General features: G+C 52.4%; 9 protein-coding genes and 1 pseudogene. 9 read left to right on the top strand and 1 reads right to left on the bottom strand.

Translation table 11 applies throughout. The features are described 5' to 3' along the window. Positions 1 to 220 precede the first annotated feature (220 nt). From LOZ86_RS10065 to LOZ86_RS10055, 3 genes are read left to right on the top strand one after another with little or no spacing between them, the layout of a single operon-like run. Complete coding sequence (locus LOZ86_RS10065) at positions 221 to 1,645, top strand: SrfA family protein (RefSeq protein ID WP_230243133.1); 1,425 nt, start codon at positions 221 to 223, stop codon at positions 1,643 to 1,645. Positions 1,646 to 1,647: 2 nt separating this feature from the next. Beyond that, positions 1,648 to 4,635: a virulence factor SrfB gene (locus LOZ86_RS10060; protein ID WP_230243132.1), complete on the top strand. Its 2,988-nt coding sequence runs from the start codon at positions 1,648 to 1,650 to the stop codon at positions 4,633 to 4,635. Then, a complete protein-coding gene (locus tag LOZ86_RS10055) occupies positions 4,632 to 7,094 on the top strand; it encodes a putative virulence factor (protein ID WP_039487038.1) in 2,463 nt (820 codons plus the stop codon). Before LOZ86_RS10060 ends, LOZ86_RS10055 begins: the two co-directional genes overlap by 4 nt. 308 nt (positions 7,095 to 7,402) lie before the next feature. On the opposite strand, the gene LOZ86_RS10050 is transcribed toward LOZ86_RS10055, so the two are convergent. After that, the gene (locus tag LOZ86_RS10050) at positions 7,403 to 7,801 is read right to left on the bottom strand and encodes a hypothetical protein (protein ID WP_131522964.1); all 399 of its coding nucleotides are present in this window, start codon (positions 7,799 to 7,801) and stop codon (positions 7,403 to 7,405) included. A 298-nt stretch (positions 7,802 to 8,099) separates the two neighbouring features. On the opposite strand from LOZ86_RS10050, the gene LOZ86_RS10045 reads away from it, so the two are divergent. The 6 genes and pseudogenes from LOZ86_RS10045 (at position 8,100) to LOZ86_RS10020 (ending at position 13,727) form a co-directional block, all read left to right on the top strand. After that, positions 8,100 to 9,140 (top strand): IS630 family transposase, encoded by a 1,041-nt coding sequence (locus LOZ86_RS10045; protein ID WP_230243131.1) that lies wholly within the window; start codon positions 8,100 to 8,102, stop codon positions 9,138 to 9,140. A 170-nt stretch (positions 9,141 to 9,310) separates the two neighbouring features. Continuing rightward, a complete protein-coding gene (locus LOZ86_RS10040) occupies positions 9,311 to 9,790 on the top strand; it encodes a nuclear transport factor 2 family protein (protein ID WP_039480727.1) in 480 nt (159 codons plus the stop codon). Continuing rightward, positions 9,787 to 10,510 (top strand): annotated as a pseudogene (locus LOZ86_RS10035) (SDR family NAD(P)-dependent oxidoreductase). The gene LOZ86_RS10040 and the pseudogene LOZ86_RS10035 overlap by 4 nt, the downstream one beginning before the upstream one ends. Positions 10,511 to 10,514: 4 nt before the next feature. Continuing rightward, entirely contained in the window at positions 10,515 to 11,783 is a 1,269-nt protein-coding gene (locus tag LOZ86_RS10030) for an NAD(P)/FAD-dependent oxidoreductase (RefSeq protein WP_039480718.1), read from the top strand. Continuing rightward, a complete protein-coding gene (locus LOZ86_RS10025) occupies positions 11,776 to 12,501 on the top strand; it encodes a DUF1365 domain-containing protein (RefSeq protein WP_039480715.1) in 726 nt (241 codons plus the stop codon). The genes LOZ86_RS10030 and LOZ86_RS10025 overlap by 8 nt, the downstream gene beginning before the upstream one ends. After that, positions 12,498 to 13,727: an SAM-dependent methyltransferase gene (locus LOZ86_RS10020; protein WP_039512587.1), complete on the top strand. Its 1,230-nt coding sequence runs from the start codon at positions 12,498 to 12,500 to the stop codon at positions 13,725 to 13,727. Before LOZ86_RS10025 ends, LOZ86_RS10020 begins: the two co-directional genes overlap by 4 nt. Positions 13,728 to 13,747: the final 20 nt, after the last annotated feature.

Here is a 13,747-nt window from a genome sequence, read left to right as displayed (position 1 = left end):
GAATGCCTCGTTTTTATCAGCGTTTTCATCATATTATCTGGACGTCGTCGGCTGCACGTGCGTACACTTCCCGCTTCCCACTTTTTCTATTGCTCAAATATTTGTTAGTTTTATCACTTCTTTAAGCGTTTGATTCGCCATCATTCGCACTACAGTATACCCTGTCGCAGATTACACTCTATTTTCTGCTTTAGGCATCATTACAAAAGGTCTCTTTTGCGTGGCAAAATTATTTTTACGTAGTGGAAGTTTGGATGATTTTCTGGCGCTGGGTGAGAACGGGCAGCCAGTTTACGCATCAGCACTTCAATTGCGGGAAACGTTACGTCTCAGAAAACAGCAGCAGATTGCCGATTGCCTGGCGATTCCCCAACCCAACGAGCATGGCGACCGCATTGACTGGTATTCGCCGGTTGACGGTAAAGTCACCTCCTGGATTGCCGCGAGCGAAGAAGAACGAGAAAAGGCGCTGGCGTTACTGGAAACCTATCAAGCTGCGGTTGCCGACATCAGCCAGCGTGCGCAAAATGCAGAAAAAGCCGGGCAGAAACTTTTCGGTGTCCTGCTGGCAAAAGCGATACAGTTCCCTGGAGCGAACCACGTCTATCTGGTTGATGGCAAACCGGTCTTAACGTTCTGGGGCTTCGTCAATCTCGATAAGAAATCCCGTCTTGATGCATTGGACTGCCTGCGACCGCTCATCAAGGAAGCGGAACCGCTTTTTGTTGCCCCCCCCCCCGCAGCAAGCGCCCCAACATTACCGCTGGTTGAACCCGTTCCCGAGCCAGAACCCGAACCCGAACCACAGCCAGTCAGCCCACCGGAAGCCACCGAGCCAACGCCTGCGCCTGTCGCCGCTGCGGCAGCGCCTGTTCGCGCACCGTTCTTCCGCCTGTGGTGGCTGTTACCTGCCGCTGCGCTGTTAGCGATTTTGTCACTGCAAATACGTGGCTGCGTATCAGGACAAGACGACAAACCGACATCCGATGTAGCCGCGACGGTCAAGTCAGAAAAACGCGCCCTGCCTTCTTCTACTCCGGCTGAACCTGCGCCACCGCAAGAAAGCACACCCGTTCCGCCTGTCGCAGAAAAAGAGGTCGTGAAAGCCGCTGAGCCATCAGTTGCTACGGCACCGGTTGCTGCTGCGCCTGTAGCAGATGCGGCCAAACCGGAAGCGCCTACAGTCACGGAACCGAAAGAGCCTGCTGCACCGCCAGTTGAGCCCGTTGTCGAGCAAGTGCCAGCGATTCCTGCAGGCAAGGATGATTTAGTCATGCCAGCCGACGCGGTGAAAATTGGCTCCATCAAGTTCCTGAACGGCAACTGGCGCGTCATCGTTGATAGCAAAGCCCCGATTACCGGCAGACCGCCTAGCCTGCGTTACCAGATTCAAAATGGAAAAGGTACCGCGCGCATCACTCATGGTGACGGTGTCACGTGTCGCGCCAATATTGAGGCAGGATTAATGAGCTCCGGCAATCTGATCATCAACAGTCGTTCCGGCGCCCGCTGTTCCGATAATTCTCGTTTCCAAATGCCAGAACTGGTCTGTAAACAAGGCGCATCCGGCACCGCGGCGGAGTGTATTGGTCGTTATGATGCAGACACCGTTTTCCCGATGACGATAAAGCGCGAGAGTAAATAATCATGCTGGCGACGATTACCGATTATAAACAACGCATTACGTTGATTCAGGACAGCGGAATTCAGTTTCTGGATTTTGCTTTAAAGCCGCAATTTTCGGCTGAACAACCTAACCGCTATGTGCGCAAAAGTGCTAACGGCCCCCTGCTGCACCTGCTGTACGATGAGCAGTCGGACAAATTCCTGCTGCCTTCTGCAACGGGTATGCCGCCTGAAGTCGTGAAACCTGAGTTGAGTGTTTCGCTTGAGCAATCGCTGAAGCTGCTAGAGAACATTTGGCTGCCGCTGCCCTTCTTCCGCTTTAACCCGCCGCGCACCTTCATGGGCGGGCCGGATAACTGGGCGCGGATGCAGATTCTCGCGTTGGATAAGCCCGATCAGGACGGCAATACGCACCGCATTTGTCTGGCATTCGATACCAAAACCTATCCGGAAGGCCACGAGTACGAGTCGCTGGCACCTAATGCCAATGACATCAAAACTGGCGGGAACTTCGCACTCGCTTACCACAGCGATGAGCTGGGTGAATTCCTTGATGAAACCTGGGTCGACGGTTGGCTGCGCGAAGTTTTTGCCCAACAGGTCAAAAAACAGGAAAACCGTGACAGCCATGATGTGAAAGTGGCGCTCAGGGGCTTTGAGTATCAGGCACATTACCTGAATGTGTTGGATATGCTGGGCAACCAACTCGAAATACCCGAAATTCGCATCAATACCAGCACGCTACAGGAACCTGCAGTCAACGTTGACCTGATTTTGGACGTCGGTAACTCGCACACTTGCGGCATTCTGGTTGAGGACCATGCGGACGAAAGTAACGGCCTGAAGCAGACCTATGAACTGCAATTGCGCGATCTGAGTGAGCCACATTATCTGTACAACGAACTGTTTGAGAGCCGCGTTGAGTTCTCGCAGGCGAAATTCGGTAAAGACAACTTCTCCGTGGAAAGCGGTCGTGATGACGCGTTCATCTGGCCGTCAATCACCCGCGTCGGACGCGAAGCCAGCCACATGGCGCTGCTGCGTCAGGGAACGGAAGGATCGAGCGGTATTTCCAGCCCGGGCCGCTATCTATGGGACGAAGAAAGCTATGCACCAGGCTGGCGTTTTAGCCAGACGGATGCCCATTCGCAGACTGAACCGTTAGCGACAGCCATGCCGTTGACCATCATGCTGAATGATGAAGGCCAGCCGCTCTATAACCAGCCGTTGGAAGAGCGCCTACCGGTGTTTTCACCGCACTACAGCCGCAGTTCGATCATGACATTCATGCTCTCCGAACTGCTGGCCCAAGCGCTGATGCAGATGAACAGCGCCGCTCAGCGGTTGAAGATGATCCACAGCAGCGCACCGCGCCAATTACGAAATATCATTCTGACGTTGCCTTCCGCGATGCCGAAACCCGAGCGTGAAATTTTCCGCCGCCGCATGCATGAAGCGATCGCGCTGGTCTGGAAAGCGATGGACTGGCACCCGATGGATGAGGATTTCACCACGCCAGCCGCCAAGCAGCAGAGCCGAGTTCCGGTGCCTGACGTGCAAATCGAATGGGATGAAGCCACATGCGGACAGATGGTTTATCTGTATAACGAAGCGCAGGTGAACTTTGGTGGCCGTGCGGAAGATTTCTTCGCCAGCATGGCTCGCCCCGATAAAGAACTCGATGAAGGTGAACCCGCGGGCAAAACGCTGCGCATTGCCTCAATCGACATCGGCGGCGGCACCACCGACCTCGCCATTACGCAATATCTGCTTGATGACGGCGTCGGCAACAACGTTAAAATCATTCCCCGCCTGCTGTTCCGCGAAGGCTTTAAGGTCGCGGGCGACGATATCTTGCTGGATGTGATTCAGCTTTATATCCTCCCCGCGCTACAGACTGCGCTAAAAACCGCCGGAATGGCCAGCCCAGATGCGCTAATGGCGAAACTGTTTGGCAATGAAGGCCGTATGGACGCACAGCTCACGCTGCGTCAACAGATAACGTTGCAGGTCTTCATCCCGATGGGTCGCGCGATTCTGGAAGCCTATGAGCGCTTTGACCCGCTGGATACCAGCGCCGAGATCGAATCCACCTTCGGCGAATTGCTGGAACAGGCACCAACGGAAAAAGTGCTGGAATACATCAATACGGAAGTACAGCGCGAGCTGCCAGTCAGCGACAAAGTTTTCGATATTTTGCAGGTGCCGCTGATTCTTAAACTGAACAAGCTGCACGGCGAATTCCTGTCTAACAAAATGAACATCACGCAGAATCTGCGCCTGATGTCTGAAGTGGTATCGCTGTATTCATGCGATGTGCTGCTGCTGACCGGTCGCCCTTCGCGCTTCCCAGGAATTCAGGCGCTGTTCCGCCACCTGCAGCCGCTGCCGATTAACCGGATGCTATCGCTGGATGGTTATCACACCAACGACTGGTATCCGTTTAACAAACGTGGACGCATCGATAACCCGAAATCTACTGCCGCCGTCGGCGCGATGCTGTGCCTGCTGGCGCTCGATCTGCGCTTGCCGGGCTTTTACTTTAAGGTCGGTGATTTCCAGCCTTATTCTACAGTGCGCTACCTCGGCATGATGGACAGCAGCAACGCGCTGACGCTGGATAACGTTTACTACAGCGATATCGATTTGGATGCGCCGGATTTCGAGCTTGACCCGAAACTCAGCTTCCAGGTACGTGGCTCACTCTGCCTCGGCTTCCGCCAGTTGGACAACGAACGCTGGCCTGCATCCTCGCTCTATATGCTCTCAATTGTCGATCAGGATTTAGCGCGTAAAGTCGTCGGTGACAGTAAGCTGCGTGTCCGATTGGCCGTGACGAAAAGCGACGATCAAGACAGCCCCGAGCGCTTTGAAATTGCCGATGCGGTACTGGAAGACGGCACTCGCGTTCCGTCACATCATTTACGACTCAAATTGAACACATTATCCGCTAACGGCTCAGGTGCGACCCATTATTGGATCGATAGTGGGAGTGTATTTAAAAAATGAAACGATTAACGCCCAAACAGCTCTCTACCCGACTTCACGGCCAGCTACAGGCCGTCGCGCAAGGTGTTGAACAGGCCATCGACTGGGTTGACAGCACACGCCAGAACGCTCCGCGTCTGGATATCGAAGCCGACCGTCTTATCGTCAAACTGCGCCGTAATCACAATAAAGCGCAGCACCTGTCCGACGTGGCGCAGAAAGAGATCGCCATCGGCTTTTTTGGCCTGTCTCAGGCGGGAAAATCCTATCTGATCGCAGCGCTGGCCGGGGGCGAAAACGGCAAGCTGGAAACCTCGTTTGAGGGGCAACAGCTGGATTTTATCGATCATATTAATCCGTCCGACCGAGCAACCGCACTCGTTACGCGCTTTAGCCGACAGTCGGGCGTGAAGAACAAATCGTTCCCCGTTCAGCTGCAACTGCTCAGCGAGCTGGATATCGGCAAGATCATGGCCAACGCGTTTTTAAACGATCTCAATCAAGAGAGCACGTTTGAAGAGCTGGACGAGCGCCATATTGCCGAACACATTAAAACGCTGTTGATGCACCGTCAGCCAGAACCCGTTGAGGGGATGAGCCGCGATGAAGTCGTCGAACTCTGGGACTATCTCGCGCGTCACGATGTCAAACGGCAAAAACAGCTGGAAGCCCACTTCTGGCCGGTGGCGATTGAATTAGCGCCTTATCTCACCGTTGACGATCGCGCCCAGCTCTTCTCCGTACTGTGGGGCGAGCTGAATTCGCTGACCACTGCATATCGTCATTTCAGCCACACGCTGCAACACCTGTCCGGTACGCGCAAGCTGTTAGCACCGTTGCGAATACTGGTGGATGATGAGTTAAATCCGGCAGACGGTCTGATCGACGGTTCGGCGCTGGAACGCTTACACAGTGCCGACGATCCCGGCGTGCTGGTGCGGCCGGTTCAGAATGGTCGCGCAGGGAAAACAACGGAGCTTTCGCTGGCTGAATTAACAATGCTGACGGCGGAGTTGCTTATCCCACTGCATTTGCCGCCTAAAGAAGCGCTGTTCGAGCAGGTTGATGTGCTGGATTTCCCCGGCTTTGGTGAGATCCGCGAGGCGCGGAACGAGCCACCAGCAAAACAGCAAAGCACGCAGCATCCACTGGCGCACACGCTATTGCGGGCGAAACGTGCCTATCTGCTGGAGCGCTATACCGACAATCAGGAAATGAACGTACTGATGGTATGCAGCGCCGCAGGCAACCGCGCCGACGTTAAAGTCGTCGGCAAGGCGCTGGATCACTGGGTTAAACAGACTCAAGGCGAAAACGCACAGGTTCGTAGCCACCGTAAACCGGGGCTGATTTGGGCGGTCACCCGTCACGACCGCCGTATTACGCACGGGCAAAACTATGATGCCGCGGTACAGCGCTATGTCGGTAATCCGGGCGACGCCTGGGGAACGATGCTGGCGATGGATAAACGCGGCGTAGCGCGGATGGCAACGTGGCTGGGCGCGGAAGTTCACCGGGATGTAAAACTGGGGCGCATCAGCGAACAGCTTAGCGAGATTCAACGTGAACTCAGCGATAACTTGCTGGGTAACTGGTATCTGCCCGTTGATGTTGACGATCCGGCGGAAAAACAACGCATCGCAGAAACCTTGCTCAAATCGCTCCAGACTCGCACCGGCGTACACGGTGAACTGCTGGAACGGCTGCTGCCTTCGCGTGATGAACTGCGCCGTCTGTACTTGCAACAGAAAGGGGCAAGCTATGGCGGTTTCCACGCTGATGCCGAAGACCTCTCCGCCCCGTCCGCTCATAGCGATCCGTTTGGTGTCGGGATCGAAATCGATCTGTTTGCCGATGAGCCGATCGCTATCGATCAGCCTGCACCGCCGATTTTGACGATCGACCACAGCTATGAGGCGGACTACGCGCACGGCGTTTATCGTTACTGGATTAACTATCTGCGTGGCCTGCCGGAAAATGCCCCGCTTCTCGATTTGCTGAACGTGCCGAAAGCGACGATCGAAATGCTGGTTGAAGAATTGATTACCGGCAGCATCCGCTTACGGATCGAAGAGGCGCTGGTCGATATGCTGGTCGACGGCGAGCAATTGGGCATCAACCGCGAGAATAAGGCAGACCGTCAGGTTTCACGCGTGCTGACCATTCTCGGCGACTTCGTTGCCTGGCTCGGCTTTCAGCAGCTCGATGAATCCCTGCGCCCTGCAAGCCGTATCAATCGTGGTCATAAAATTTTCGCTAAACCCGAAAAACAGGCGGTCAGCTTTGGTGCTTCACAGCGCTTAACCAAACTGTCGCTGACGCCGACCAACAATACGGCGTTTTATATCTATGACTGGCTGGTGGGTCTGAATGAGATGATCATCCAGAATGCGGGCTATTCCGCTGCGCGCGAAGTCAGTGATGAACAGCGTGAGCAGTTGGGCACGATTCTGACGTTGATTAAGCCTGCTGAGAAATAACATTCGACCTACTGCTGTCGACCGAGGAAACATGGCGTGACGTCGTCACTACATTTTACGTCATGTTTCCTTTTTTCTGCAATACAAGGTTTGAGAGGAAAATCAACTAAGTCTCAGACATACTTAATTAATATTTATACACTGGAAGAGAATCTCATAAATTAAAAAACATAATACACTCTTTGTAAAGATCAGAATACCAAACATCATAAGCTTGATATTCTGACTTCTCGATTACTACATATCGAAAATTAACCAAATAGATTTAATTGATAATATCCAGAATTATTATATTTAGGGCAATTAAATTAATTAACAACCGCACTAATACTGCAGGGACTATCAATATTTATTTTGCTACCCCGAATACCGTGCCATTGTGCTTTTATTAAACCCAATTGAGTATGGTTAGATAAATCTACAAGCACTTGAAGAGAAAATGGAGTTCTCCCGAAGGCCGTGGGCTTTTCAATAGAGTTAGTCACTGAACCAGATGAAAGGATTTTACCATTCATAGTGATTGCAAAACCTATCCCAGGATAATTATTACCAGTAGCGTATGGAGAGGGGATAGTTAATGTAACTAATGCTTCCTTTGAACCTTGATAGGCAAAATCGGTTACACTAATAGCAAGGTCAGGGATATCTTCCCATGATTGAGATGAAGTGCTAACTGTGTTGTTTATTGATTTAAAAACTATTGGCATGGTTTATCCTTGTTTATTTTTAATATATTCCACATATGGAAATTAAATTTCACACATCAAGCATATAACTCCAGAAAAAATTTATATAACCGAACATTTAAAAATTGCAAATAAAATAAAAAATCAACCGGCAATCATTTATTTATTAATGATTTTATTAAAAATAATTAAATATCCCCCTTTTCTATATGACTCTAAATAGCTGCGCGGAATAGTAGATCACTTTGAGGGAACTCAGCCCGGATTGTGCGATCTGATCAATCGCCAAATCAAAACAAATCACCAACCGGACTGAGCAATGCCGATCATAGCACCCATTCCTCGCGACGAGCGACGCCTGATGCAGAAAGCTATCCATAAAACGCGCGATAAAAATCATGCCCGCAGACTCACCGCCATACTGATGTTGCACCGAGGAGACCGTGTCAGCGATGTCGCCAAAACGCTCTGTTGCGCCCGTTCATCCGTCGGTCGCTGGATTAACTGGTTTACGTTGTCGGGTGTTGAAGGCCTGACATCCTTACCCGCAGGGCGCTCCCGTCGCTGGCCTTTTGAGCACATCTGTACCTTATTACGGGAACTGATAAAGCACTCTCCCGCTGATTTTGGCTATCAGCGTTCACGCTGGAGCACCGAACTTCTGGCAATAAAAATCAATGAGATAACCGGGTGCCGGTTACACGCCGGAACCGTCCGTCGCTGGCTTCCGTCAGCGGGGCTTGTGTGGCGCAGAGCCGCGCCTACATTGCGTATCCGTGACCCGCATAAAGATGAAAAAATGGCGGTAATCCGTAAGGCTCTGGATGAATGTAGCATTGAACATCCGGTGTTTTACGAAGATAAGGTGGATATCCACCTTAATCCAAAAATCGGTGCAGACTGGCAGTTGCGTGGTCACCAAAAGCGTGTAGTTACGCCGGGGCAGAATGAAAAATACTACCTGGCCGGAGCGTTGCACAGTGGTACGGGTAAAGTCAGTTACGTTGGCGGCAACAGCAAGAGTTCGGTACTGTTCATCGGCCTGCTGAAGCACCTGAAATCCACTTATCGACGGGCAAAAACCGTCACGCTTATAGTGGATAACTACATCATCCACAAGAGCCGTGAAACACAGCGCTGGCTGAAAGGTAACCCGAAGTTCAGCGTAATTTATCAGCCGGTCTACTCGCCGTGGGTGAACCATGTTGAGCGTCTATGGCAGGCGCTTCACGACACGATAACCCGCAACCATCAGTGCCGTTCGATGTGGCAGTTACTGAGAAAGGTTCACCATTTTATGAAAACTGTCAGTCCATTCCCGGGAGGTAAACATGGGTTGGCAAAAGTGGAGCGGTATTAGGCGCAGCTATTTAGGATCACTGAACCTTAGCCATTCTGAAAAATCTTATTGACGAACGGCGGATTCAATCTATACCTAAGTTGATATCTTTCAATTAATAAGCGTTGACGTTCCTCTATCTGTTAGCCATTTCCACCGTGTGGGAATGGGTGACCTTAACAGGAGTGGTTATGACGATAGAAAAAGCGCGCGAGGAAGACGGCATCTCGGTAGAAAATGGCGAGTATGAACCTATTCTGCTGAAAATAAGGGCATTTTATCGAGGGCTGACAGCCGAGAGATTAACGGAGTTGGGTGGTATCTATCATCAGGATATCCACTTTATCGACCCTGTTTCCAGCCATCATGGGTTGAGTGCTTTGCATCGCTACTTTTCTCATTCACTCGACAATCTGAGCTACTGTCAGTTCGAGATCGCCGATATCCATACCTTCCGCGGCGGTGCGACAATGTTCTGGACGATGCACTATGCGCATCCGTCGTTAAAGCGTAACGCACCGCTGACGTTAGCAGGCTGTAGCCACCTGCTCTTCGCCGACAACAAAGTTATCTATCACCGTGATTATTACGACATGGGCGCGATGCTTTATCAGCATGTTCCCTTGCTTGGCTCGCTCATCAGCCACCTGAAGTCGAGACTTCAGACATGAACCGCGTGTTGATTACCGGGGCGAGTTCTGGAATCGGCCAGCAGTTGGCGCTGGATTATGCCAGAGACGGCTGGGACGTCCTCGCCTGCGGGCGCGATGAACAACGACTTAACGCATTAACTGTCGCCTTCCCAACCATTCGCACGATAGCCTTTGATATGACGAATCTGGCAGATACACAGCAGGCGTTGGACGGCGTCACGGTCAATCTGGTGATTCTCAGTGCGGGAATCGGTGAGTATCTGGATAACGGCGTCGTTGAAGCGGAAAAAGTCAGTCGGGTGCTAACAACCAATGTGATCGGCCCGGTGAATTGCCTGTCGGTGTTATTGCCACAACTTGCCAACGGAAGCCATCTGGCGCTGGTTGGCTCGACCGCCAGCCTCGTTGCGCTGCCAAGAGCGGAAGCCTATGGTGCCTCAAAGGCCGCGCTGGCCTACTTCGCCCGCAGCCTGTCGCTGGATCTGCAGGCTCGCAATATCACCGTGTCGCTGATCCTGCCCGGTTTTGTCGATACCCCGTTGACCGCACGTAATGACTTCCCGATGCCGATGCTGATTTCCGTATCACACGCCTCAGAAGCTATTCGCCGTGGTCTGGCAAAGAAAAAACGCGAGATCGCCTTCCCTTTGCGCTTTGCGCTTTGCGCTACTGCTCAAAGCGATTTCTGTGCTCCCGCAGTCATGGCAACGTCTGCTCGCCAGCCGGTTAGTAAGGTAAAAGTATGAAGATTGCCATTATTGGTAGCGGTATTTCTGGCTTAACCTGCGCACTCAGATTATCCGAGCGCTTTCAGGTGTCGGTGTTTGAAGCGAACGATTATCTGGGTGGCCACACGGCAACGGTCGATGTGGTTCAGGATGGCACGACCTACGCCATCGATACGGGATTTATTGTCTACAACGAGCGGACCTATCCCCATTTTATTGCGCTGCTGGATGAGCTGGGATTAATCGGCCAGCCAACAGAAATGAGCTTTTCAGTCAGTAATCCAGTTTCGGGTCTGGAATATAACGGCCATACGTTAAACACGCTGTTCGCCCAACGCGGCAACCTGCTCCGCCTCAGTTTCTATCGTTTCGTTGCGGAGATTGTGCGCTTTAACCGCGTCTGCAAGCGGTATCTTGCCAACGGCGATTATCAAGGGCTGACGCTAAGCCATTTGTTGCAGCAGGAAAAATTTTCGCCGTTCTTTGCCCAGCACTATCTTTTGCCGATGGGCGCGGCGATCTGGTCGTCGTCGCTTGAGGATATGCGGCATTTTCCTCTGTCGCTTTTCCTGACCTTCTTCAACCATCACGGGTTACTGGATTTGGTCAATCGCCCGCAGTGGATGGTCGTACCCGGTGGTTCACGGGAGTATGTACGGCGACTCGCAGAACGTATCCGCGATCGGGCGACGATCCACCTCCAGACGCCCGTCAGTCAGGTCATACGCGATGACGCGGGTGTTACGGTATGTACCGCCGATCAGACATATCGGTTCGATCAGGTGATTTTCACCTGCCATTCCGATCAGGCGCTGGCGCTGCTGGCAACGAGTACGCCCGATGAACAGCGAATCCTCGGCGGCATGCACTATCAGCCGAACCACGTGATCCTGCATACCGATACCCGGCTTCTACCTCATAGTCGGCGAGCGTGGGCAAGCTGGAATTACCGTCTGCCGGTCGATCAGGCGTTTAGCCGCGCGCGTGCCTCTGTGACCTATAACATGAACATCCTGCAAGGTATTCATTCATCCACCACCTTCTGTGTCTCGCTGAACCCTCAGCAGGATATCGACCCGAATACAATACTGCACCACGCGATTTATCATCACCCGGTATTTACTCAACAGACGACAGAGTACCAGCAGCAGCGTGAACGTATTAATGGGCACAACCGCAGCTGGTTTTGTGGTGCCTATTGGTACAACGGTTTTCATGAAGATGGCGTCAAAAGCGCGCTGGATGTCGTCAACCTCCTCCATCAGAGTGTGCAAGATGAATAGCGCTTTATATGTTGGCAAGGTTCGTCATCGACGTTTCACGCCCGTCACGCATCGTTTCGACTATGCGTTATTCATGACGTTAATCGATTTAGATGAGATTCCCGCTTTGCCGCATATCGGCATTGCACTGGAGCGTTTTTCCCCTGCGTCATTTTGTCGCGGCGATTATCTCGGTGGCGGCGATATCAAAACCAAAGCACAGGATCGGATTGCGGAACTAACTGAGGAACGCCTCACCGGGAAAGTGCTGCTACTGTGCCAGTTACGCTATCTGGGCTGCTATTTCAACCCGGTCAATTTCTATTATTTGTACGATGAGCATAACGAACTACGCTGGTTATTGGCGGAAGTGCGTAATACCCCCTGGAACGAACGTCATACTTATGCCGTCGTCCCCGATGGTTCTATGCCGATTTCCAAAGCGTTTCATGTGTCGCCTTTTAACCCGATGGACATGGTGTATCACTGGCGTCTCACGCCGCCCGACGCGCGTCTGCGGATCCACATCGAGAACCACAGGCAAGGACGCGAGTTTGACGCGACGCTGGTGCTGCATCGTCAGCCGCTCACTCGTGCCGCCCTGCGCGCTCAGCTTTGGTCTCTGCCGTTAATGACGATGAAAACCGCCTGCACCATATATTGGCAGGCTTTGAAACTGTTGATTAAACGCTCGCCCGTTTATCCTCATCCGCAGTCTGGAAAGAAGGACAACTCATGAGTTCAACGGAAACACAGTTGGTGCGTCACCCAAGCAATAGCGCTCGCTATACTCGGGCCAGAAAAGTGGTCTTTCTTCTGCTTAGTCGGATAGAAGGCGGAGGGTTGCGCCTTCGCGAACCAGAAGGCAATGAAACGTTATTCGGCGATCGCCACGCGGCACTGCAAGGCGATATCACGATACATAACTCCCGTGTTTATCGCCGCGTCTTGCTAGGTGGAAGTATCGCTGCGGGTGAGAGCTATATCGATGGCGACTGGAGCTCAACTAACCTCACGCGCGTTCTCCAGCTTTTGGCGCAGAATCAGGCGCTAGTCGATACGCTTGAAACGCGCTTTGGCTGGCTGACGGGGCCATTTCATCGTTTCATCCACTGGTGCCGCCGTAACCGTCCACAGCAGGCGCAAAAAAATATCGCCGCCCATTACGATCTGGGTAACCATTTTTACCGCAGCTTTCTCGATAGCGAGATGCTCTACTCCAGCGCCTGGTATCAGCAACCCGAGATGACGCTGGAAGACGCACAGCGCGCCAAACTGCATCGCCTCTGCGAACAGTTGGCACTCTGTGAAACGGATCATTTACTGGAAATTGGCACTGGCTGGGGAGGATTAGCCGAGCTGGCCGCGCGTGAATATGGCTGTCATGTCACCACGACTACATTGTCGCAACAGCAGTATGACTACGCGGTTGAGCGCATTCAGCAAGCCGGTCTGAGCCATAAAGTGACGGTGCTGCTACAGGATTACCGCGCGTTGACCGGTCAGTATGACAAGCTGGTGTCGGTCGAAATGATCGAAGCGGTCGGAAAAGCGTATTTACCCACCTTCTTCAAGCGCTGCCAGCAACTGCTACGTCCACAAGGTCGCATGGTGCTTCAGGCAATCACCATTGCCGACCAACGCTACAGCCACTACAGCCGCAATGTCGATTTTATCCAACGCTATATTTTCCCCGGCGGTTTTCTACCCTCGATTACCGCGATGACCACCACCATGACGCGGCATACCGATTTTATCACTCGCGATCTGTTTGATATCGGTCAGGATTATGCCCGCACCCTTAGCGAATGGCGGCAACGCTTTTATCAGCAGTGGCATATGCTTAGTGCTCAGGGCTTTGATGAACCATTCCAACGTCTGTGGGTGTTTTACCTGTGCTATTGCGAAGCGGGCTTTCGCGCACGCACCATCAGCACGGTACAGCTCACCGCAGAAAGGCCATGAGCAAAAAGCATGGTGTTCGA

It is taken from the genome of Pectobacterium parvum, from assembly GCF_020971565.1.
Classification (GTDB): Bacteria; Pseudomonadota; Gammaproteobacteria; order Enterobacterales; family Enterobacteriaceae; genus Pectobacterium; species Pectobacterium polare.
Note: the sequence above shows the minus strand (reverse complement) of the source record. Positions and strands in the feature narration are given on the sequence as shown.

Coding starts and splice junctions, on each gene's coding strand:
- LOZ86_RS10060 (WP_230243132.1), top strand. CDS start 1,648: ATGCTGGCGACGATTACCGATTATAAACAACGCATTACGTTGATTCAG.
- LOZ86_RS10055 (WP_039487038.1), top strand. CDS start 4,632: ATGAAACGATTAACGCCCAAACAGCTCTCTACCCGACTTCACGGCCAG.
- LOZ86_RS10050 (WP_131522964.1), bottom strand. CDS start 7,801: ATGCCAATAGTTTTTAAATCAATAAACAACACAGTTAGCACTTCATCT.
- LOZ86_RS10045 (WP_230243131.1), top strand. CDS start 8,100: ATGCCGATCATAGCACCCATTCCTCGCGACGAGCGACGCCTGATGCAG.
- LOZ86_RS10040 (WP_039480727.1), top strand. CDS start 9,311: ATGACGATAGAAAAAGCGCGCGAGGAAGACGGCATCTCGGTAGAAAAT.
- LOZ86_RS10030 (WP_039480718.1), top strand. CDS start 10,515: ATGAAGATTGCCATTATTGGTAGCGGTATTTCTGGCTTAACCTGCGCA.
- LOZ86_RS10025 (WP_039480715.1), top strand. CDS start 11,776: ATGAATAGCGCTTTATATGTTGGCAAGGTTCGTCATCGACGTTTCACG.
- LOZ86_RS10020 (WP_039512587.1), top strand. CDS start 12,498: ATGAGTTCAACGGAAACACAGTTGGTGCGTCACCCAAGCAATAGCGCT.